General features: G+C 35.6%; 17 protein-coding genes. 7 read left to right on the top strand and 10 right to left on the bottom strand.

Annotation, left to right across the window (positions count from 1 at the left end; translation table 11 throughout):
* Positions 1 to 58 precede the first annotated feature (58 nt).
* From ACZ5V8_RS00340 to ACZ5V8_RS00300, 9 genes are all read right to left on the bottom strand, one after another.
* A complete protein-coding gene (locus ACZ5V8_RS00340) occupies positions 59 to 757 on the bottom strand; it encodes a winged helix-turn-helix domain-containing protein (protein WP_464217910.1) in 699 nt (232 codons plus the stop codon).
* A 199-nt stretch (positions 758 to 956) separates the two neighbouring features.
* Positions 957 to 2,186, bottom strand: a complete 1,230-nt coding sequence (locus tag ACZ5V8_RS00335) for a hypothetical protein (protein ID WP_464217909.1) — start codon at positions 2,184 to 2,186, stop codon at positions 957 to 959.
* A gap of 178 nt (positions 2,187 to 2,364) precedes the next feature.
* Complete coding sequence (locus tag ACZ5V8_RS00330) at positions 2,365 to 3,630, bottom strand: hypothetical protein (RefSeq protein WP_464217908.1); 1,266 nt, start codon at positions 3,628 to 3,630, stop codon at positions 2,365 to 2,367.
* A 165-nt stretch (positions 3,631 to 3,795) separates the two neighbouring features.
* A complete protein-coding gene (locus tag ACZ5V8_RS00325; protein WP_464217907.1) occupies positions 3,796 to 4,857 on the bottom strand; it encodes a hypothetical protein in 1,062 nt (353 codons plus the stop codon).
* A gap of 147 nt (positions 4,858 to 5,004) precedes the next feature.
* Positions 5,005 to 7,983, bottom strand: coding sequence for a hypothetical protein (locus ACZ5V8_RS00320; RefSeq protein ID WP_464217906.1), 2,979 nt, complete (start codon positions 7,981 to 7,983; stop codon positions 5,005 to 5,007).
* A gap of 106 nt (positions 7,984 to 8,089) precedes the next feature.
* Positions 8,090 to 9,718, bottom strand: a complete 1,629-nt coding sequence (locus tag ACZ5V8_RS00315) for a hypothetical protein (protein ID WP_464217905.1) — start codon at positions 9,716 to 9,718, stop codon at positions 8,090 to 8,092.
* Positions 9,719 to 9,819: 101 nt separating this feature from the next.
* Positions 9,820 to 10,311, bottom strand: a complete 492-nt coding sequence (locus ACZ5V8_RS00310; RefSeq protein WP_464217904.1) for a hypothetical protein — start codon at positions 10,309 to 10,311, stop codon at positions 9,820 to 9,822.
* A gap of 134 nt (positions 10,312 to 10,445) precedes the next feature.
* A complete protein-coding gene (locus ACZ5V8_RS00305) occupies positions 10,446 to 11,834 on the bottom strand; it encodes a hypothetical protein (RefSeq protein WP_464217903.1) in 1,389 nt (462 codons plus the stop codon).
* A 269-nt stretch (positions 11,835 to 12,103) separates the two neighbouring features.
* A complete protein-coding gene (locus ACZ5V8_RS00300; RefSeq protein ID WP_464217902.1) occupies positions 12,104 to 13,735 on the bottom strand; it encodes a hypothetical protein in 1,632 nt (543 codons plus the stop codon).
* 291 nt (positions 13,736 to 14,026) lie between these two features.
* Between ACZ5V8_RS00300 and ACZ5V8_RS00295 the strand changes: the two genes are divergently transcribed.
* The 7 genes from ACZ5V8_RS00295 (at position 14,027) to ACZ5V8_RS00265 (ending at position 22,467) form a co-directional block, all read left to right on the top strand.
* Complete coding sequence (locus ACZ5V8_RS00295) at positions 14,027 to 15,232, top strand: hypothetical protein (protein ID WP_464217901.1); 1,206 nt, start codon at positions 14,027 to 14,029, stop codon at positions 15,230 to 15,232.
* A 176-nt stretch (positions 15,233 to 15,408) separates the two neighbouring features.
* Entirely contained in the window at positions 15,409 to 16,503 is a 1,095-nt protein-coding gene (locus ACZ5V8_RS00290; protein ID WP_440617576.1) for a hypothetical protein, read from the top strand.
* 259 nt (positions 16,504 to 16,762) lie between these two features.
* Positions 16,763 to 18,073 (top strand): sensor histidine kinase, encoded by a 1,311-nt coding sequence (locus tag ACZ5V8_RS00285; RefSeq protein WP_464217900.1) that lies wholly within the window; start codon positions 16,763 to 16,765, stop codon positions 18,071 to 18,073.
* A gap of 327 nt (positions 18,074 to 18,400) precedes the next feature.
* Positions 18,401 to 18,667, top strand: coding sequence for a helix-turn-helix transcriptional regulator (locus ACZ5V8_RS00280; protein WP_440617574.1), 267 nt, complete (start codon positions 18,401 to 18,403; stop codon positions 18,665 to 18,667).
* Positions 18,668 to 18,807: 140 nt separating this feature from the next.
* Positions 18,808 to 20,028 carry an MFS transporter gene (locus ACZ5V8_RS00275; RefSeq protein WP_464217899.1) on the top strand — a complete coding sequence of 407 codons (1,221 nt, stop codon included), beginning with the start codon at positions 18,808 to 18,810 and terminating at the stop codon, positions 20,026 to 20,028.
* 89 nt (positions 20,029 to 20,117) lie between these two features.
* A complete protein-coding gene (locus ACZ5V8_RS00270; RefSeq protein WP_464217898.1) occupies positions 20,118 to 21,515 on the top strand; it encodes an MFS transporter in 1,398 nt (465 codons plus the stop codon).
* 196 nt (positions 21,516 to 21,711) lie between these two features.
* A complete protein-coding gene (locus ACZ5V8_RS00265) occupies positions 21,712 to 22,467 on the top strand; it encodes a class I SAM-dependent methyltransferase (RefSeq protein WP_464217897.1) in 756 nt (251 codons plus the stop codon).
* Here the strand turns inward: ACZ5V8_RS00265 and ACZ5V8_RS00260 are convergent, their stop codons facing one another.
* Positions 22,468 to 23,190: an ester cyclase gene (locus ACZ5V8_RS00260; protein ID WP_440617570.1), complete on the bottom strand. Its 723-nt coding sequence runs from the start codon at positions 23,188 to 23,190 to the stop codon at positions 22,468 to 22,470.
* Between the last annotated feature and the right edge of the window lie 10 nt (positions 23,191 to 23,200).

Genomic DNA, 23,200 nt, shown 5'->3' with positions numbered 1-23,200 from the left:
GCGAATTAATTACAACACTCAAAAATCTAAAATGCACTTGATATAATGTACCCATTTGTTAACAACAAGGCACATTCAGCATATACCCCCCTCGGTTGACAGTTTTAATTAACGGTTTGTTTGTTTTTTGAGCATGTAATTTTTTTCTTAATTTACACATCAAAACATCAATGGTTCTATCCATGCCATCATAAGGGCGATCATATACCCACCAATAAAGCTCATCTCTTGAAACAACTTGATTTTGGCGCTGTGCCAACAAATCAAGCGCAAATGACTCTGACTGTGTTAACTTGTACTGAGTCCCCTTATGGTCAACTAGAATTTTCCTATCTATATTAAACCGATAATCGCCAATAATAATATCTTCAGACTGATTACAATGCTCATCAGCTTTTAACACCCGCAAGGTTGACTCAATTTTTCGTGAGAGTATTTTGATATTCATATCTCCACACAAGTAATCCACAACACCAGCACAATAAAAGGACATTTCTAATTCAGCATCCTCAACATCTCCTATGACAATAATAGGAAGCTTGAAATATTGCTTACAGAGTCTATCGCATATAGCAACATTTGTTTGATGTCCATCAAATGCTGACATCACTAGAAGGGAAATCTTTTCCGCCTTAATGAGCTTCTGCAACTGTAAAGTATGCTTACAAATGAGAATACGGCAACTTGGTAAGCACAAAGTTAATTGCTGTATCTGCGCTTTATGTATACCAAATAGTAAGATATTATTTTTGAACACACCCCAGACCTATACTTTCGTCAATAGAAAACTCTCGAGTGGTATCCTAAAATAACCATGCCAATTAGTTAGGTAATAAAAAGTCTAATGATATATTTTTATGATTATTTAGGTGGGATATATTATTTTTTTGTCATAAAATGTCACAAATAAGAACGTTATTTTCGGAAAATCTGCCATTTTCCCTTTTAATTATTTTTTACTTATATAAAATAAATTCGCATTCTTTAGGCGTATTGAACAACATAGGCATGCCTTGATCAGCATTGTTATTGGTTAAATCAACACTTTCTATGGTCTTGTTAAAAATATCATTGTCATCATCGAAGTACTCACTTTTTGTAGTATGAATAGATAAAACATCACCTTGATCATTACTATATTGACTTTTTATCGTATTTACAGACCCTGGGTTATAGTTACTCTCTGCCTCACTATGATTGAAAAGTGATGAGCTGTCTTCAACTTTGAGCAGCCGTTCCTTATCATGTACCACACCGTCACGAATCAATATATCTTGAGCGCCCATTTGTTTCGACATAGCTTGCTGGTGAATCTCATGAAGTTGTTTAGATGCTATTTTAATATCTTTTTGGTATTGATCTCTTGTTATTACTGTCTGCATGTATTCGTCATAACCCAAATTATCGATAAGGTTAGGGTTTGATTGAATGATAAGTTCCAATCCATGCTTTTGGCGCAATACATTTTGTAAAATCATTACAAACGTACGACAATTACAATCCCGATAAGGATGAATAAGCTCTAACGTTTTACATAAATCAAAAATTGCCTTTTCTTTTTGTTTGCCATCGACAGTGGAAACGGTTTGATTAAATCGCTGAATCGCTTCTTCCATCATTTTGTTAAGATCACCTTCATCCAACGCTCTTAAAAATCGATAAGAGTTGTTATTAATAATCATATCCATATGCTCGTTATGAACATAATTTTTAGTTTGATTCTTCATGATCTTTACGTTATCAGACATCTGACGTACAAATGCAATCCCCTCATCACTGAATTTCATCGCGCCAAAATACCCATCAGTGAGTTTTTTTTGAGTAATCACACCTTCTTCTACACCATAACATTCGCGCTCGTAATCAGGCATCTTTTTTAATTGTTCATAATTGGTCGACTCAACATTTTCATAGGTTTTTTGCTGAATTTGATCAATAAGCTTAAAACTTAGTTTCTCAGCGCTATCAATAATACGCTCCCTTGCAAACTGATAAGCATCACGCATCGCATGAAAGTATCCAGACTCTTTTGTTTCAAATGCATTTATCGTTTTATCTCTATCCACATACCGACCATGGTCGATAAACATAGGATCTAGCATCTGATCCACTTTGAATGTTTGATGCTGACTATTTTCAGAGGCGTGATCGCTCATTGATTGACTGCTATCGTTAGTGCCTGGCATATTTTCCTACCTTTATGTTATGTTTTATGTTTTTTGTTTTTTCTCAGCTTCCAACTAACCATGAGCTTGATGAATGTAATTATCCAGTGCCATTGCTTGCGCACTACCCTCCCTATTACAAATATACTGAGCACATAATATACGGATTTCAGAATAATTTGCATTCGACATAAAATTATTACATTTGATTTTTAACCACATTATCACTGGTAGATTCATAACCATTGAACATTTTCATAGATGATTGGCTGCTAGGACTATTTTTTAAGTGACCATCACTCACTGCACCATTAGGTATTAAATTTTGTGTGCTATCACTTGCGCTGTAAACTTTCACACCCAACCCTGATGCACTTGCCAAGAGCGCCGCCATTGCAGGTGTTGCAGCAAATGCAGTAGTCGCTACAGCAAATACAGCGCCTGCACTGATAGCAGCAGCTATACTGCCATAGCTGCTCCAAGAATCGCCTGCTTGTTGAGAAGTATTTTGAGAGTTGATCATCTCTTGATTGAATTTAACAGAGGCATCCTTAAAATTCTTGCCAATATCAGAGTCTGTATTGATTGACTCAGGAGCCTTGAGACCTTCACTTATAACGTTTCCTATTGCATCTTGTTTTTTCAAAATCTCATCTAAAGTTATGGCATTAGACTCTGGTGATTTCTTAAGCATTTCAGCATTTGTCTGCTTTTCTTCATTTAATGCTTGCTTCGTATTATCTAAATCACCTTGTAGTGCTTTAAGTTTATCTTGTAACTCTTTAATTAAAAGATCTTTATCAGTGCCCTCTGTACGTAAGGCGTTATTTTCCTTATTTAACTCTTCAACCTTTTTCTGGTTTAATAACACTTCTTGTTGATGCTTTTGGTTGCTGTTAGTAAGTTGATCAACTCTCTCTCCCAGAACATCAATTAACTCAGCTTTTTCTTTGAGCTTATTGTTTTTTTCCTCAATGTCTTTGATTAATTTTTTTTCTGATTTTTGGTGTTGTGTCAATAATTCTTGCCGTTCATTCTTTACTTCTGCAAGCTGAAACTCGACGGTTTCTAACTCTCCATTTTTTAAGCTAAGTACACTTTCCATTTTATTAAATTTATTTCCTATATTATTTAGCTCATCTTGTAGTTTGAAATTATTGTCTTGAAGTAGCTCATTTTCCTGATAAAAGTCTTTAATTACTTTATCAAATTGCTGTTGATTCTTAATTAAGGCTTCATTAAGATCATTTATCTGTTGATTGTCACTTTCATGTTGGCTTTTGTATTCTTCCGCAATCTTTATCGCCTCGTTAAAAGCTTCTTCTAGATCACTATTGTCCTTAGCTAAGTCCATTAACTTAGATTTATACTCTGCTTCTAACTCACCTACAGAATCAATTACCTGATTTTTAATTTCCTCATTAGCTATTGATTCAATAGCATTTAATAATTCGTTACGCCCCATATTTATCTCCTTTGATTTATAATTTCTTGATGAATGAATTTTTGATCAATTTTTAGATCACAGTGCTTAAAAAGCATGTTTTAAGTTACATATTGTTACTCAGTTTTTCAATAGATAGCCTCTTTATTGGACAAATTGATTACCTGATGAATTAGCCCCAAAAAATCACTTTGAAAAAGCCTTTTCTTTAACACTTTCCTGTTGCTTTACCCAAAAAATATTTTCATATTCATTCTCTGAAATTTTCTTCAAGCCATTAATAAAAAGATCATTGTTTGCTGCATGCGTTTTTTTAGTTTGGTCAAACTTAACCAATAAAGGTCTTGATTGCTGGTAACTCTTTTCCAGATTGTTTAGAACTTCAACCCCTTTTTCACTATCATTCGTTAACAACATAGGCTTGTAATAGTGAATGTCATATGTTTTGCCCAATGCCGTTAACGCAACAACATCAGATACTTTGCCACCTCCTGTAAACCAATTTTGCTGGTATCTTTGATCACACTCACGAATTAATTCATCCTTTGAAACCGTTGTAGCAAACACCCATTTATCATTATCCTTGCACCATTTGCCCGGTAGGTAACCCACTTTATGCGGATACAATTTTGCAATCAAAGGTACGTTAAATTTGGTCTCAAAACACGTTTTCCCTTGTGCATCTTTGCAACTTACAAATGCGTAATCTAGATTACGCGAGTTAAAAAAATCAATATCAAAAGCGTCTAAGGACGTTTTACCAAACATCAATGGATGGCTTCCTGTCACCAAATAAATCCATTCCCGAAAGTTATACAAACTCAGGGATAGGTCTATCGACCTATTTATGATGGGATATGAACCATTAATTCGCAACCCTAAGTTCACAAATAAAGCTAAACGCCTGAGACTTTCCGCATTACTAATTTCAGTTTCGTCTGTTTTATCGATATTTTTGATTGCAAAAAAATCCCCCACTATTTTATACAGTTGCGTTGCTGCCAATGGTGAGACAATACTTTCCAACAAGAATGTAAGGGTATTTTGCATCGTTTCATGTGTTGTATCACTTGGCAAATAGCCTTGAGATGCTTTTTGTATCACTTCAGAAAGAGTCCAAGCAATACCATATAGCACAAGAGGTCTTATGGCACTATTTACCAATGGTAAATTTAGTTTATTCGCATAATCCATGGTTTTTTTAACCATTTCAACGGAATTTACCTTATTTTCAAAATCATTTGGCATGAGTGGTCTCTCTCTTAAATACCTATGTAAATATTGTCATGTGTTTTTTAGATTCTCGGATCAAGTCCGAGAATGACTGCAAGTTGTCATATTCGGACTTGATCCGAATATCCATTATTACCAAGGAACTATTGTTTAGGTACTTAGTTACTGACCATTTTCTAAATTAGGGTCTTTATCAGATACACCTTGATTAAACATAGGCACCAACTCCCAACTTTCTCGTATTTCAGAATTACAGTCTTCATAGATATCACCCTCAGAGGAATCATCACCCTCCGCCTCATAGAATATCTCAATATTCCCATCGCGCTTAACAATCTTTACTTCAGCTTGATGATTGTTTGAAGCGCTCGCTAACTGATTAATATACACCCTAAAGTGTTCTAAAAGTCTGCTAATTCCATCAAGTAATGAGTTACCAACTTTACTTTTTAAATCTTGAAGGTCTTTGTTATTTTGCTCGGTTGTTTCAGAAAGCTTAAAAATATCATCAAACTTAACTTGTTCAATCGGTTTATCTTTTAATGCTTTAAGATTTTCAATAACAGCCATTGCCACCTTTATTTTATTATTATCATTCCTAAAGGTTCCATGTTGTGATTTTTCATAGGCTTGCACCTCGGTTATTATCTCATCAATCAACTGATAATACCGTGAATTGTCATAACGCATATTCTCTAAGGAAAGTTTATGATCTATCTTCTCCTTATATGTACCGAGCTTCTCTATTGCCTGACTTAGATCCACGTTATTGTGATCAGGATTGTCCTTTATATATTGCTTAATATCATTGATGGCATTTGTAATCTCCTGCTGTACTTCGTATAAATAAACGCCATATGCACCAGTACCAATAAGAATTTGATTATCTTTGATTTTTTCAATAAATTTTGCCGTTGATTCTATCGCTTTATCGAGTTTATCTATATACGCCTTCGATGCTTCAGGCATGAAATTAACCCGCTTATTATGCAATGCAAAAAGAAGCTTATCGTTATTATTCACAAATGCTTCTGCCTCTGCCGTGATAAGTGCATAAGGAGAGTAAAATCGCTTAGTATAAGCCATTGCATTGCGCATTGATTCACGCATACTTTCAAGCGTTGGATTATTGCCAGTTAACAAGGCATCAGTAAATGCTTGACTTAACAAGTCTGAATAATCAACAAATAATTTCTCTTTAAGAAAAAGATGTATTTTTGCCTTTGTTTTATCCTTTACTGATTGATTATTTGGATCAATCAACTTTGCTAATTGTTCAAGTAGTAATGTATGATAGACACTGAACTCATTACTGTATGTAAGCGCTTGTTCAAGGTGATTTTCTGCATTTAAATCAATGTCTGGTTTTTTTAATAACGAAAACAAGAAATCTCTGGATTGCGTTAAGTAATTATCGATATTATTTTCATCAATCTTTGGCAATTTCTCGTCTGCAGGCAGCGCCACAAGATGACGTAACACACTATCCCCTCTTAAAATATATGCCTGCTTGTCTAAAGAAGTCTCACCAAAGGCAGTATTGAGTTTTTTGGCAGCATCTGTTAACGCCTCATTGGTCTTAAGATCACGTATTTGTGTTAAATCATGCGCAATACCACCAAGTTCATTGACATAAAAAGCAGTCAAATACTGAGGCAACACTTTATCTTTCGGCAAAGTAGCAACAATTTCTAATATCTGATCTTTGACTTTTGCTTTCACGCCAAATTTTTCGATAAAACTGCTGTTATCACGATTATTTAAATATTCTTGAGTTTTTTGGATACACTTCTCAAATGTAGAGTCATTGATATTTGCCGCGAGCAACTTGGCAAAGTCTATCGCTTGACGATCAGCAGTCTTGGTGATTGGTTCAATCGTATTTGCACCAAGGTCGGTTTCAATGCGTTTACTATGACGATAACGCTTAGCATATTCCTGAAGCCAGGATTGCGTTGATCCAACTAGAATATAAGCATTATATATAACGCCATCACATTGATTAGAAACATAATTTTGTAATTGATTAATACTACTGTTTGAAGTAGGCATCACTTGTTTGGTTTGTCTATCAAGTTCGGTTGCTTCATCATTAATTGCTTGTGTAATTTTCTTAAGTGTTTGCCGCTCATCTTTACTATGACTATACATTAATGACTCAATATTTGACGGTAAATAATAAGCAAATACACCCATTAAAACCCCTGAAACAATTCCCGCACTTACAGGTGCAGCAGCAATTGTCAAAGCAGCGGCAGCAAGCCCTAGCGCACTTGCTGCCAAAAAGGGGTGTTGCGCATATACACTTGGCTCATCAGCTTGATTGGTAAGAAACTTGCTGACTTGAGTTAAAAAGTTTACCTGAAGCTTTTGTGTAAAATTATCTGGATCAACATCATCAAAGTAACGTTTGATGCCTCTTGTCATACCATAACTATTTTTATCATTTTGAATCTTTTCATCATGAATCTCATAAATATCTTTGAATGTATTAACAAATAGTTTATCAAGTTCAGTCAAAAAGTAGGTTTCAACAGCAATTTTATATTCATCCTTACTTGATGAGTCCTTAAACTCGGCACGCATATCAATAGGCATATTGTATTGCTTCCCAAACAGTAAAGACTCACGATAATGAAAAAGTCTAATAAATTTTTCCGTTAAGTCGTTACTCAACGCCAAGAAACCTGATTCTTCGAATTGTTGTTGAAATGCCTCTGAGTCTCTTGCTGACCTTGTTTTTTCAGGCAGGATATTATAAAACGCATTCGCAACAACACCCCCTAGTGCCACACTGATTGTATTAATTGCAAGATTTTTACCTGGTGTAAAATCAGGAATAGGGAGTATTTCATTTAGTGCAGATCGAGCAACAAGACCACTTACAACACCCGCTACACCTGATAAAACCCCTGTTTTAATCTGGCTTGACACCGATGCTCCCTCAAGCAAGGTATCTATTGATGCTGAAAACTTTGATGAAGACTGTTCAAACTGCATCATTAATAACTTGATCTTTTCATCAATTACGTTTTTCTTGCTAAACTCTCTCGTTATATTTGTCTTCATTACTTGCTCAAGGTAATTTTTATGATTCTGGGTAATATTTTTCATGGATTGAACTGCTGATTGATTGGGCATACATTTCTCCTTATTTATACATTTAACAATAAAAATAATTTAGTAATTTAGTAATTTATTATTGACTTATACAGTGCTCAAAAGCTACCTTCAGAATAAATATCAGTCATTTTGTTGGGTGTACTTCCATTTGCTTTCCTGCTTCCAACTGATTTTGAAACTGGGCATTAAACTGAATTTCAGACGTTTGTGTGAGCGTATTTTTTGCTTGATTAAAAAGTGCTGCACTTTTTGGCGCCAGCAAGTCTTTAGCATTTGGAAAAACAAACGAGACAACAAGCAGCAAAGGGTACAAAACAACCTCAACAAGTTTGCGTAAAAGCGCTTTCCCTTTTGAGGAATGTATATCTAGAATGCTTAAACCACCATTTCTCTCAATTGCATCAAACTTTTCGATCACTTGTTTGTACTTTGAGCCGTTTAGCTCATTGCTTTCCTCACTTATCAAAATATCACTAACACCATTAATCAATTGATTTAAAATATGATATTTCTTAGCCCTTAAACCAGCATCATGCACCATTTCTTTTGAAGCATTCTTACCCAGCATATGCGCATAAATCTTCATCAAACTGGTAAAAACTGCTTTTATATCATCACTCGTGTCATCTTTTTTATGTTCATAATTGCTCTTTAGTATCGCCCACAGATTGATCTCTGCGGAATTACTTTTTGCAGATAACGGCTTTTGCTCACCAACACACACTTGCCCATGAAAAGTCCTGAGTTCATACACTGGATTTTCAATGGTGTTGTACTTTTTATACGTTTTTACATTTTCTCCTGCTTCTGTTGTAACTAAGGGGCTTGTCAACCGATCGCTAATAATTGTCCCAAATTGTGATTCTCGGCGCTGTTGGTCGGCAAAATCAATACTACTATATTTGGACAACTTCTGGCACATGGCTTGATGATTGTTCAAATCAAAAAAAGTATAGCATTCGTCGAAGCCATCGTTAAAACAACGCTTAATTTTGTCTATGTCAGCCTCTGAAAACTTTTCTCTTACCTCTTCCAAAGAGGCTTTAAACCCCGGGATTCGCAAATAATACTCAAGATAGTTTTTATACCACTTTTTGTATAAGTTCACCTCATACTCATGCGGCTTAATCAAGCTCTTATTTTTTGCAAAGTCGCGGAAAGCAGCACCAAAGTCTAATTTCCCAAAGCTCAATTTGCCATCACCTTCACTTATACCAAAAACATTACCTGAGTGAACACTATAGTCACCTAGCAAAAGCGACATAAATATTACCATCGATAATCCACTATTTGCAGATTTAAAACTAGTAATCAGTTGGTATAAATATTTATTGTCAAATTTCTCTAACTTGTTACTCCTAAGCTTGGATTCCTCCCATGGGAAAAACAGCTTAAAAAGCTCTGTCACTTTCGCTTTTTTGGATGCCAAGGCTTTTGTTTCTTTATCTCCATCATAAATTGTCACCGGTTCCGCGGTAACAAACAAATGCTGATACTCTAAAGGAATCACGTTTTGTTCCTTGAATTTAGCAATAATTCGTGCCGCTAACGCTTCAAAAAAAAATTCTGTTTTATTTATTGGCACCTTGATAAAATACTCATCACCCGCCTCAAGTGATTGATCTTTTTTACTCAATCTATAAAAACCATTATAGGGATTACCAGCCCTTGAATTTTTGCCATCTATTTTTTGTGTTGGGTCTACTTTATTCGCTGTAACCCTTTCAGTCGCATGTGCAAATGCTATTTCCATAACACACTCCCCCGATGTAATGAATTGTTACAAAACAAACGAGATGTTTGCTTTGCAACCCTGTTACTTTATTTTTCTCCACCCCCTATCTTACGTGAAAACTATACAGACTTTCCTGCTACAGCTTTTTGTTCAAACATCTCTTTATTTTGCTTAAAAATCATATGATTTCCACTATCCGCCTTATCACTCTTCGTGTCTGCCAACGCATTTTCAAAAGCTGTATTAAACGCTTCATTTTTATAGCGATTTTCAGCCAAAAAAACCTTAAGATTACCTGAGCCACTTTCAACCAAATAATGATCCCTCAGTTGCTGCATTGTTGTTGAAAAATTACTTGGATTAGACTCTAAAGTATCTATTAGTTGTTTAAACCCCTCAAATGTGTTTTTCCGCGCCGCCATTGGCGATAGCCCAAACCACGCGACAAATGCGTCATCTTTTTGAACACCTTTATCTGCTAATGTCTGCACAAAACCCGACTCTTTTGTTAACAAGTATTGCTCCATTTTTGAAATGCGTTCACTAAAACCAAGCCCCGCTTTTTTCAATTGCTTGGCTTGGTTATATATTTCGCTTACTTTAACGGTCACTTTTAATCTTCCTTACTTTTGGTTGCTATTTTTTAAATTTGTTTAGTCTTAAGTTATCAGACAAACATGAAATCAAATTAGATAAACCAGATGATTGCTTTTTTGTCTATTTAAAATCATGTAATACCAATCAATTATTTACTGAATTCTGGTAGGTAACCTTGGCTCTTAGGATTAAATAAACTGAATTCATTATTATTTTTCTCGTCCTCTGCCATTATTACTTTTTCATTAAACTGTTTAGGTTCCTTCAGATATTCTGTATATTCGTTGCTTACACCATATATATTGTTATATAGCTTACCGTACATCGGTGCTTTTAATTTTTGAGCAATAATATCCGCTGAATTCGCCTGCTTCAGATCTGCCTTTAACCCTGATATAATCTTGTCATTATCATAGCTTCCAAATGTTCTTGAATCATAGGCCTGCATCAAACTCCATGGTACGTAGTATTGCTTACCCCCATACGTTAATTCATAGGTATAACGCGAATTATTGATATAATCCTTGTCAATATTCTTATCAACAAACGCTAGAAGCGATTCTAATTTCGTCGCAACCTCTCGTGCCTCTTGTTCATGATAGTATGCCTCTAGCTCTTCCTGCGTAGGTAGCCCTTCCCACGTAGGGCAATCGACACTTCCAGATTGTAGAATATTGCTCGATATATTCTCACTGGGATTATTTAATCTTTTTTCTTGATACAACGTTGCTGACTCGTTCTTAGCTTGCCGCATATCCTGTTCAAACTTAAGATCATTGTCCAAGGTCTGTAAGGTATATTGTGAATTTGAATTATCATCTAGTCTTGTTAAGGCTTCAGGATGAAACCCTGTAGCATCGAGCAATGCATCATTCACAAGGTTAACAAATGCTTGTTTGATTAATTGCTCTGGGTCAGTTGATTGATCAAATAGTTCATAATCAATTTTAGTGGGCACAATATTACTGTAATGCTCACCGTTATGAGCCATAAAATGCGGGACTTTACCTGATAATATTAAATCTCTAAACTGCTCATAAACCTGACCTGGATGAGACTCTAAGTCATTGACAGATACCAACATCAAATGTTGTTTTTTATCTTCAGGAATGGTTATAAGCAGTTCAACGTACTTTTGGAAATCTTTTTGTTGTTTTAAATGCCCCAAAAAAGCATTAACTTCTTGCCTTGCTTTGTCCTGCAACTGAGTCTCAATAATATCTTGTGATAAATTGTCAACCCCAAACGTTTGTTTCAACCTGGATTTGAATAACGCTATTGAATTATCATCATTAAAATCCAAGGAAAAATAGCTGCCAATATTCTTAATATCCATTGAATAAGCATCTTTTAGCTCGGTATACAGCATCTGTAAATCATCAAATGCCATCGTATTGACACCTTTAAGAACAGCCTGCCAACCAGCTTCAACAGCCTGTTTTTCATTTAAATCTGGATTATCCAGTCGACCGATGGCAATTAACAAACAATCATTGTTATTGTTGCCACCATTGTCTTTTAATTGATATTTAATCATATGTTTGCCTTTTTAATGTGTTAAAGATTAAGTGTTTAAAACCTATTGCATAGACTCCCAGCACTAGTGCAGGGAATAAAAAGCGTCCGAAAGATGCAATATTATTTGCTTCTTTCGCTTTGTGCGCTAAAAGCCTTTGGAGCAAATCCAAGAGTGATCTGCAAATAAAATGTACTTTATTTTTAAAATATTTAAATCATATGAAGCAGAGCTAATCCTAATTAATCGCTATTCTTCATTTCAGAAAGGTTATAAAGCTACTCTAGGAATCAGCCTACTTTTGCGCTGTTAGAGTTACTGTTTTCTAGAAGAGTTTTTTGAGCTCTCTCGAAAGCTTTGTTTGCTTCTGGATGATCCTCCACCTTTTTATTACTCTCTGAATTATTTATGCTTCCATAATTAACGACATTAGCAAGTTTATTACTATCGGATAGCATTTCCTTTAAATCAGGCTCCAAACTCTGAGTATTATAACCACCACTACTCATAAATGATTTCTTAGCATTATACTCAGTATTACTATCTTTCATATATGGAGTCAGTTTAGCAATAAAAGGACTTGGGTTTGCTATCTCCTTTCCCTCATCTATTATATCTTTTTCCATCAACCTCACCGTCTGGGCTACGTCCCAATTACCTCCTTTACTCGCGTAGGCATCCAAAATACATCTTGGTAATCTAACAGAACCGTATTCCTTTACATAAGCCTCCTTATGGTACGTGTATCCCAACTTAGACTCCTGTACTTGGATTGTATTCTTAGTTATAAAGTTCAGCAAATTAGATAATTTTGCATCCTTGCCCACATGACTTGTATTATTTTTGTTAGACGATTCTTCTTCCTTATTCCCTTCAATGGCTTTTTTAAGCTTACTTACTTTATCACTAATTTTCTTTTCATAACCACCGTCAAATTTCTCACCAACATATGTATCCTTTGCCAACTTCTTTGCTTCATCGTACGCTTTGCTGTCTTTATCTGTCATTACAGTATTAGAATACTCAATAAATTCTTTAGATAAAGATTTCGCGTCTTCATTTATTGATTTCTTAGTTGTTAAAAAACTCTCTAATGTTGTTCCTGTTGGCACAGTTCCATTAGCTAAGCCTTTTGTGTATTCAATCGCCATACTCTTTGCTGTATTAATTGAGTCTTGATTTTGCGAATTATTCGACTTTTTTAACTCTGCTGCTTGCTCTATTGCAGCACATTTAATACCTGTACTGGCAACTTTAAAAAAGGCTACTAATTTATGCCAAGCTTTAACGATAGCATCACCAATTTTTTCAAGTAAATTACGCTGCCTAGGTTGCATACCATCGATTAAAGCTTGCTTTGCTTCTTGAATTTTCGTTTTCAAATCATCGCCTTCAGATGTTATAGAAGCTAAAATGACTCGATCAAGAAATTTTTCGGCTCTACCACGTCCACCTGCCACATCATTATCAACCTGTTTAAGCAAATTACTCATTGCTTTGACAGTGTCACCAAATAGTGAGTTTTTCCCTGCAAATAAATTTCTTAAACGATTAAATGCACCATTATCCATTGTTATTGTTAAAGGTGTAATAATACCAGCCTCTTTTTCAATTTTGACATCATTATCTTTTTCAATTTTGACATCATTATCTTTTTCAATTTTGACATCATTATCTTTTTCAATTTTGACATCATTATCTTTAGCATCACCGAGATTAAGCAATGCTCTTCTAAAATTTCTGATAGGAACGCCACTATTACTCAACTTATCTGTACCTTCATGCGTTTTTAATCCAGCGCGGGAATAATCCTTTGTTGTTACCTTAAGTTGCTCAAACTCTTCCAACAATTCAAAACCTGATTGACCACTGATTTTCATCTCAGCATTATTTGCATTATTTTTGATAATAATATTTGACATACATTTCTCCTAAAATTAATTTTTAATCTTTATGTTTTAATTGTTTCACCAAAGCATCATATTGATGCCTGACACAAAAGTTACATTGTTATATTTTAAGTGACAATATTTGACGCAGTTATCGGACAGATTGATTAGTAGGGGCAATTCATGAATTTCCCCTTTAATAAAGAATCTGCAAATCACACAAAACAATCGTCCTGTCCATATCTAGCATCTGTAATTGCTTTATGTGTATCGCCCAGATATTTTTAAATATCTATTTATTTTACTCTTAAAAGGATGATGTCTATGCCAATCTTTAGCGATCAATTAGAAAAATATCGCCGTAAGCCAACTTTGGAATTTTGGCCTTTCTCTTATAAAGGGTCGGTCAATTTGCATTGGGAACATGCTTTATTGGAAATGGAAAATCTGCATACACTATCTCCTGAACTTAAGACATTCTTGCGCGCAAAATTCAATGACAGCACACATACTGATTTACATCTACTCCAAAAACTCGAATCATTGTTTGATCGATCCTCTAAAAATTCAGCCAGAAAAATTGTTGGTACTTATATATTTTATGTCGATTGGCTTAGCTTATTCCGCAATGTATATGAAATTCTAGCATTAAGCATTAAATCATTAGCTTTACAACTACCTTTTATCGGTTTAGCTTGGCAATTATTTGACACGATGATACTCAGTATAATGGCAGTAAACTCCGATCAAAAGGAGGATAAATGGGCAAGAAATCATTATTTATACAGCACGGCACAACTCACCCTCTGCAGTGGGATTGCATTAAGCGCATTAATTGTATCAACCTGTAGCTTACTAAGCACCATCAGCACGCTAGCTAGTCCTATTGGCGGTACAAGTGTTTTAGTTATTTCATGGCTCCTAAGCGAAAGAGCAGCCAAGCTGTGTGATGCACGTATTAGCTATCTAATGTGTGAGTCATTGTCGATTGATGCCTTAGCTGAATTGGTTAATCAAGAGAGCATATCTCAGGTCCAGATATCTTATCAAAAGTGGCAGAATGAAATTCAAAATGCTAACAATAGTGAAGAAAGTTATAAAAGCTTGATCAAATCCTTACAACAACTGGAAGACCGTCTTAAAGCCAACAATAAAGCAGGTGATTGTCATGAATCCATGCTCGCACTAACATTATGCACAAGTCAAATCAAGAGACGTGAATTCCTTTATCGCTTAGAAAAGCCGCTTAAGTTTTTTGCTCTAATCACTGTTGCTTTAACAGTTCTTACCGTTGTATTGTTTGCTATAGGCGCTAATATTGCAACTTTTGGGTTTGCCGCTGCCTTATTTTGTTCAGCAATCGCCATTTTCAGTAGCATCTATAACCTATATCAAAAAAATAAGCTTCTAAATACAAATAATAATGAAAATGACAAAACGACCGATAATAATTATGCGCCTACATTATTTAATTCCACATTAAATAATGCCACTGTGACCACCACCTCACCTTCAATATCAGGTATCTAACCACTCAAACTTCAGACAATCCGTCCATTTTGCTTTGACTCGTGCAGTATTTTCCTTATTTCGCATTAACAATAGTGCTGCAGAGCACAAAATCATTTATTGTATACCGACTGTAAATCATTCTACGGTGTGTATATCTCTGCAAAACTAACCAATTGAAAAACAAAGGAGATATAATGGACTTTAAGAAATTACCCACTGCCTTGACGAGCATATCACTTGCAATAACAGGCGCAAATCTATCATTTGCAAGCTCTACTCAACAAAATACTGACCAAATTAATAAAGACATCATCAGTCAGTCACTTCAAGACTTCTCAGAAGACAGCATATCCGGCAATCCAGAGAGCGTCAAACAGTTAAAGGCATTTTATAATGCAGCTAAAAGCCACTCTTATATTGAAACAATGTCAACGGGAATTTCATTTGCCGACCTACTAATCAAAGAATATCCTGCATATAAGAAGGACCCAAACATTTCTCTAGCTACCCAACAAACCAAAGTTGCTGCCACTGAGGTATATAATGCATTACAAAATGTTAGTAACATTCCTGTAATGGATAAACATTTACTAAACTATAAGGATGCTTTTGATAAGGCATGGGAAGCACGTGTTAATTTCTGGCAAAATAACGATAGCAGTGACAAAGCACAGGACTTTAATCATTTCATCAATTATATGACAATCTATGGTTTATCAAACATCCAAAAACAAGGTCTAGACCGTGCTAAAAACACATATGTCACCATTAATGCCATGGCTTATCAACTACAAATTGATGCCCAAGATGCCTACGCAAAGACCAAGCAGGAAACGATTGATAATCTTTACAATATAAAACCTGAAATGGTTGAATCAAACATTCAATTATTGCGCCAAAATGCAACCATTTCAGGTGTTACTCAGGCAATCATTGATGTTAACAATGCCCTTGAGTCAGCATTACATATCAATAAGCCAATTAAGGTTTTCGGTGTCACAATCTTTACTTTAAAGTTACCACAAAGTGTTATTGATCATGTCCACAAATCAGAAAAACAGGCAGGACTCACTGACAGCTATCAAGCATTGATGTTCATGATAAAGACAGATATATCAACAATATCTGATTACAATGCCATTGTTAAGGCAGCTAACAGCAATCTTTTTGCGAAAATGATGGTGTCATTTGCTCAAGCTCTTGCCCAGCATTTTGCCATACAACCTGAGCAAGCCTATTGGGCAATTTTAAATCAAATAGCAATACAACTAAACAAGCACATTGCTTAAAATAAAACTTGCTGACTTATTATAACTGGATATAATAGATCCAGTTTATCTCGTTAGGGATTGAAGAAAAATAAAGTAAAAGGTTAGCAAAGCAAATCTGTTTTCTATCAAGGCGTCTTAAACGCAGACATAGTAAGGCTATGATAAAGTTTAAGCAACACAGATAGAGGGAGGATAGGCAATGCAAACATTTAGTTTATTTGATGACGATTCCTTATAATCATGGATGATTTTACACAACAAAGACCAACTAAAGCTTATGATGAAATTTTATGACAATATTAAACAGTATATTAGATTTTGGTTTTTCCCGGTTCTGTTCATTATTTTTGTTATTTTAAACTTATGCTTTATCGTCCTTTCATACCAGAATTATCGTGATCATCAAGATCATAAAATAATTTACTCACTAACCAATACGATATTTCAAGTCTATTTGCGCAAGAACGAAACCTTGCAAAGCGCCCAACAACCGATTGCACATACTACTCCTAGTTACATTACCTATCTATTTACTCAAAAGCCTGTTTTTTTGCCAGTTATTGAACTGGATATGCCGGCGCAGTATAAAAAAAATAGTCACCTTTTGTATACAGACATCAGAAAGCAAATCAAAGACGGGCTAGGCTCATTACCATTTTTTTCCTCAAAACAGGTCTCTATTTGTTATGCAGACCTTAAGCAATGTGCAAATTTCACTATTGAGTTACCCAATCGTTATTATTTATATTTTCTGCTCTTATTCTTTGCCATATTTATGATAATCGTCACTCCTTTACATTTCCTGTATAAGCAAAAGTTAATTCAACCATTTTTGCAAATGCAAAAAGTTGCCAATAAACTCAACCTTAGCCATACTTCATCTGCTATGAAACCATTTAACCTAAAAAACCTAGCACAGTTGATGGAACAAACCGGTCAAAAACTTAAAGCGCTTATGGATGAAAAAATATATACCATTAAAGCAATTGCGCATGATCTAAAAACACCGCTAACAAAAGCCAAGCTCTATATGTATAACCAAATCCCTGAGGAACACCACAAGGAACTTACTCAATATTATGACGATATGGAATATCTACTTGGTCAAATTAGTACTTACACAAAAAAGTATTATCTAAATGAAAAGCAGCAAAGAATTGATTTAGTTGATTTTAGCGAATCTGTATGTCATGAATACCAATCAAATGGATTTAATGTATCGTTTTCAACAAAACTGAAGTCCGCTATTATCAAAACTCAGCATAAGGCACTCAAACGCGTCATGCAAAACCTGATTGACAATGCGCTAAAATATGCAGGTGATGTCATGGTGGAGGTTAAACAAGAGAGTGATCAATTGTACTTACTGTTTATCGATAAAGGCCCAGGTGTACCTAAAGAACACCTAGCCAAACTTTGTGATCCATTCTACCGTGTGGATTGTGCTAGAGGTCATGACCTTTCAGGCTCAGGTTTAGGCTTATCCATCGTCAAAGAGATTGTTACACACAATAAAGCAATACTTTTCATCGAAAACAATCCTCATTCTTCGGGCTTGATTGTCAAGATTATTTTTAAGGAATTATAATAACCTCACCCTGATAAAGTAAAAAAAATCGATTTTTTCAAAATAAAAGCTTGATATATTCAAAATAACGTTTTACTATTGCTATTGTTTCCTATAGGAAGATCGTGACTCTCTGAGTTGCCGTCCTTGCTGAGAACAAAGTCCATTTTCTAGGGAAGGTGGAGGAAATTCAGCTACGAACGTGTCTGGGGCGGACTACGGTTCGTCGACAACTCGGGTGGCATGATATCAGAATATGTTATATGTTACAATATTTTTGTTGAATAATATTTTTATTTTCTATAGCATCTTTCCAAAGCGTGTAGCCACTTGAGCACCCACAAAGCAATGGAAACCTCCATAGGTCGCAATGATGATGAAATTCGCAAGCTATTTATCATCGGGAAAAACATTAAACTCCTCATGTACGAAAAAGATATTAACACTGTAGAAATATCTCGCGCCTTATGCATGTCAACCGGAACCATCAGCAAAATCTGTAATGGAAAATGTAATCCTAGCATTCTAATATTAGGTCCAATCGCAAACTATCTTGGTGTTAAAGTCGATGATTTGTTATTCGACCCACCGAATCAGAAAGGGTTATTTGAATGAACAACAGACCAGAAAAAACCGATCATTTTAATTGCAGTTTATCTGCCAACACTCTAAAGTGGCTCGCTAGTTATAATAATGATAAAAAGTTGAGCACTTGCCAACTTTACTAAATGTTACTTAAATATTTGGAGTTATCAATGAAACCGGTTAACAACCGCTTATTAGTCGCTATTTTGATGCTGACTATTGTTATTGATGTCATGGGTGTGGGGCTTGTTTTTCCCGTCATTCCTGAGATCATCATGTCAAAACAAAGTCCGTTTTTTGGATCTGGCATACCTGATTCGCTGCGCAATTTTTATTATGGTCTTTCGATGGCAGTATGGCCTTTGGGGATCTTTATTGGTAGTGCGATTATCGGCAGACTTTCTGATAAATATGGACGCAAACTGATGATCATCGTCTCATTAACAGGTACGATTATTGCTTATTTACTATCTGTGAGCTCCTTAGCGTTAGGCTCATTAAGCATTTTTATACTTAGTCGTTTTATTTGCGGCTTTTTTGGTGGCAGCTTTAGTATCGCGCAAGCAGTTATCTTGGATATTTCTAACGAACAAAATCGTGTGAAAAATTTAAGTTTAATCACGCTTGCTGCCTCTATTGGCTTTGTCTTTGGTCCCCTAATAACGACAGCTGTTGGCTTATTATCACAAACGGAGTATCAAGCCATTACACTACCGTTTTGGTTTGGTGCCGGATTATCTGTAATCAACCTACTAAGTGTTTGTTTATTCCTACCTGAAACCTACACCAATCGCATCAAGAATCAAAAGCTTAAACTAATAAGCCTCATCTTTAGCTTTAAAGTAATGTTTAGCGATAAGCGTGTCAAAATACTTGCATTAGCCTTTTTGCTTTTGCAAATCGGCTGGGGCTACTACGCCCAAGGCTTGCCATTAGTGCTAGCACAAGCGTTCCAATTTGAACCGGCAAGCATTGGTTTTGTTTTTGTGATCATGAGTTTAGGCTTTGCATTTTCAACACTTTACTTTCAAAACGTCGTGCTTAAGCGCCTTAACAATCATCTTGCGATGCTGTTAAGTGGTATTATTATTGCGATATTATTGGCGCTTTGCACCTTTTTCTTAAGCCCAAGCTCGATGATTATCAGCGCATTTGTTGGCGCGTTATTAGAAATCATCTTCTACACCGCCTTATTATCAGTGATTGCCAACAAAGTTGGGAGCCATGAACAGGGTGCCATCATGGGTGGTACTACATCTGTTTTTGGTATTGCTTGGGCGATTAATGCTTTCACGCTTGGCTTATTGACAACATTCTACTTATTACTCCCCCTTTATCTAGCTGCAGTGAGTATTTTAATTGCAGTACTAGTCATTAAACTAGACAAGTAACATAAGTTATACTTATTTACTAGTGATTTGTTTTGAATTTCGCGTATCATTGCACTTTAATTTAAAGGGAGAAAATAAGGATAATTTATATGTTAATCAAAAACAAACCCGTCACACTAACGTTTTTCATTACCCTATTTCAGACAATGAGTACCGGTGTAATGTTTAGTTTAACCGTGCTATATTTAACGTTATCACTTAAGGTCAGTGAAGGTGAAGCATATATGCTCAACACCGCACTCTTTTCACTTTTTTATTGCTTGCCACTTGTCGCCGGCATTGTTGCTGATAAGCTACTTGATGCCAAACGTACACTAATCATTGGGCAACTGTTTAGTATTTTTGGCTTTTTTGCTTTAGCACAATTTGGTGAACCCTTACTTGTCACCAGTTTAAGTTGTATTGCCATTGGTGGCGCGTTTTATCTACCGAGCATTTGGAAACTACTAAATAGCTGCTTTCCTGAGCAAAATACTAAACGATCTTATTATTTCACGGTTGCCTATATTAGCTTAGCAACCGGCGGTATGATTGCAACCTTTAGCTCTGGGTTTATTGCGGATTATTTGAGCTATCAAGCGGCCTTTTATATAGGCGCTGTTTATAACGTCATTGCTTTGTTGCTTTTTCTTGGCTTCCAACACATATACCCCAAATCTAACAGCTCAGTTTCATTCAACAAATATATTTATAGCATACTCGTGTTTGTGGTTACATTTATCGTTGTGCACTATCTTATCCAACGGCCAAACACAGCTGCATTAACCATTTATATTGTCGGCATACTGCTTGTAGGCTACTTTTTCTATCTCGTTAAACAAGCACCCAACATGACTCAGAAAAAAGGGGTACTAAAGTTCCTTGTATTTTGCTTGATCAATGTTGCTTACTGGAGCATTGCAACGCTAGCCCAAACTAATATTACTCTCTTTTCTGAGTACAATTTAAATCGACATATTTTTGGTTTTGTATACCCAGCTGGATCTGTCATCACATTTTGGTATATCAGCATGTTTATTTGTGCAATTGGCGTGAGCTACTTTTGGTATCGCAAGCTTAAGCATAATGCATTTGATCAAAAGTTCTTTATTGGACTTATTGTTACCGCAATTGCAGGTGCTAGCATTCCACTAGCTATCTATTTTAGTGGTGCTGATCATCAGGTTGCCTTTTTCTGGATCGTTATATTTTTCTTCTTCTTGGGACTAGGTGAAATCCTCGTACAACCCAATGGCAATGCTGCCGCTGGAGAGTATATTAATGAGAAAAACAGAGGCTTTGCGTTAGGCGCTTGGCAGTTTGCAAGTGGTCTTGGTGTTGCCGTTTCAGGCCAACTTTCTATGCTGACTATTACCGACAACAAAGCAACAAATTTATTATTAAGCAATCAGACCTACAGCCACGTATTTTTATATATTGCGATTATTTGCCTTGCTTTTGGCATCATTACATTTCTCATTAATCGCTTTTTAAGAACCTCACATTAATACCTTAATTTTGTGGTATTCACTTATAAAACAATAGCGCTTAAAATGCCTCCATAGCATAAATAATCTTTCCACATGCTAACCTATTACGGTGGGGGCCGATTGTACAGCGCTTTTAAAGCTTAAGGGGTTATAGCTTTAAAAGCCGCTCGTACATACTTTGCAATCTAATAAACCACACAACAAGAGTAAAATAATGGCAACCATACATACAGCACAAGAATATGCTAAGATTTATAAAATCCTGCAAAAACATGATAACTCTAAGCAAATCATAGATCATATTACGAAAGAGGTTTTATCTACCATCAACTGTAATTGTTTTTTAGACATTGGTGCAGGCGAGGGTAAAATTACCAATAAGATTTCACCACACTTTAATAATACTCTGGCGATCGAACCTAATCCTACTTACGCAAGTCTATTAAAATCAATTGATGATCTAACCGTGATCAATCAAACTTTCCAAGAAACCGAATTAACCGAGCAGTATAACTTTATATTATGCTCACATGTGCTCTATCACGTTGATGAAAAAGACTGGGAGACTTTTGCATTAAAGGCATATAAAGCGCTCGCTCCAGGAGGCGTATTAATGTTTGTAGTGCCCTCTAATAAGGGTGAGCACTATGAAAAATGCATAAGTTACAACCCACAATATAAGTGCTATAAGCTTCTCAAGGCAATTGCTAACAAACATAAGATTAACTATCATCTCGAGATAACTGATGCTTTTTACAATACAACAACCTTGGATGAAATGTACCAGATTTGCCGCTTCTCAATCTTAGAGGACAGCTTCACCTATGAAATGTATCAACAACTTTTACAAAAAGGGATTGAGCCATTCAATGCAGATGTTATGGAATATGCTAAGCGTAAATATGTCGATGATAATCATTATTCACTAATCATTCACCCGGCTTTTATTAGCTTTCATAAACCCTTATAATTATCGTAACAAACGCGCATAACGGCGCATATTCTGAAATAACCCCTGTTTTTTAAACCATGCTTCAATATTCCCTGGAAAATGGCTACGATAGAGCTCCTGAATATTACGAATATGCGTGCGCACTGTGCCAACTGAACACTGCAATATTCTGGCACTTACAACTGTACTGTAACCCTCAAAATACAAAGCCAGACATTTAATTTGTTGCTTTGTCAGATAAAGTCCTTGCGCGTTAATTAAAACATAAAGCTTTGCTAACATTGCATAACAACGGCTGTTTGATTCATTCAATGCCTCTAGCGTTTTTGCAGCGGTTTTATCATCCGTAATCTGTGCAAAAACACCCGCCATATCCGGTGATAACGAATATTCTTTAATTTTATCCTCTTGCCAGCGCAACATAATTGAAGCATTAAAAACAAATTTCTTGCCTGTGGTTTCTATACCGCAAAACTCACCAATATGTTCACAGTTTTCAGAGAACTGCAATACGGTGGTGTCGGCACAATGCGCTTGTTGCAAAAAATCAAGTGATCTGACATCAACTGATTGAAAATAAAAAGAAAGATCCATGGCTATTTCATCACGACCAAAAGCAATGCCATAGTCAGTCAAAGCCAAACAATCAGGTGTTAGAAACTCACCCAACGCATTATTATCGCGCCCAATTAATAGAGCGTCTAAGAATTCTTTAGTTTCATTAACCTTGTTATTACTCATCGACATCCCT

It is taken from the genome of Cysteiniphilum sp. GTC20157, assembly GCF_055396795.1.
This window is presented reverse-complemented; position numbering and strand designations above follow the sequence as displayed.

Bases quoted from the DNA above. Each gene is read 5' to 3' on its own strand.
- ACZ5V8_RS00305 (WP_464217903.1), bottom strand. From the start codon at position 11,834: ATGATTAAATATCAATTAAAAGACAATGGTGGCAACAATAACAATGAT.
- ACZ5V8_RS00275 (WP_464217899.1), top strand. From the start codon at position 18,808: ATGAAACCGGTTAACAACCGCTTATTAGTCGCTATTTTGATGCTGACT.
- ACZ5V8_RS00335 (WP_464217909.1), bottom strand. From the start codon at position 2,186: ATGCCAGGCACTAACGATAGCAGTCAATCAATGAGCGATCACGCCTCT.
- ACZ5V8_RS00295 (WP_464217901.1), top strand. From the start codon at position 14,027: ATGCCAATCTTTAGCGATCAATTAGAAAAATATCGCCGTAAGCCAACT.
- ACZ5V8_RS00320 (WP_464217906.1), bottom strand. From the start codon at position 7,983: ATGCCCAATCAATCAGCAGTTCAATCCATGAAAAATATTACCCAGAAT.
- ACZ5V8_RS00290 (WP_440617576.1), top strand. From the start codon at position 15,409: ATGGACTTTAAGAAATTACCCACTGCCTTGACGAGCATATCACTTGCA.
- ACZ5V8_RS00325 (WP_464217907.1), bottom strand. From the start codon at position 4,857: ATGCCAAATGATTTTGAAAATAAGGTAAATTCCGTTGAAATGGTTAAA.
- ACZ5V8_RS00315 (WP_464217905.1), bottom strand. From the start codon at position 9,718: ATGGAAATAGCATTTGCACATGCGACTGAAAGGGTTACAGCGAATAAA.
- ACZ5V8_RS00270 (WP_464217898.1), top strand. From the start codon at position 20,118: ATGTTAATCAAAAACAAACCCGTCACACTAACGTTTTTCATTACCCTA.
- ACZ5V8_RS00280 (WP_440617574.1), top strand. From the start codon at position 18,401: ATGGAAACCTCCATAGGTCGCAATGATGATGAAATTCGCAAGCTATTT.
- ACZ5V8_RS00330 (WP_464217908.1), bottom strand. From the start codon at position 3,630: ATGGGGCGTAACGAATTATTAAATGCTATTGAATCAATAGCTAATGAG.
- ACZ5V8_RS00285 (WP_464217900.1), top strand. From the start codon at position 16,763: ATGATGAAATTTTATGACAATATTAAACAGTATATTAGATTTTGGTTT.
- ACZ5V8_RS00265 (WP_464217897.1), top strand. From the start codon at position 21,712: ATGGCAACCATACATACAGCACAAGAATATGCTAAGATTTATAAAATC.
- ACZ5V8_RS00300 (WP_464217902.1), bottom strand. From the start codon at position 13,735: ATGTCAAATATTATTATCAAAAATAATGCAAATAATGCTGAGATGAAA.
- ACZ5V8_RS00260 (WP_440617570.1), bottom strand. From the start codon at position 23,190: ATGAGTAATAACAAGGTTAATGAAACTAAAGAATTCTTAGACGCTCTA.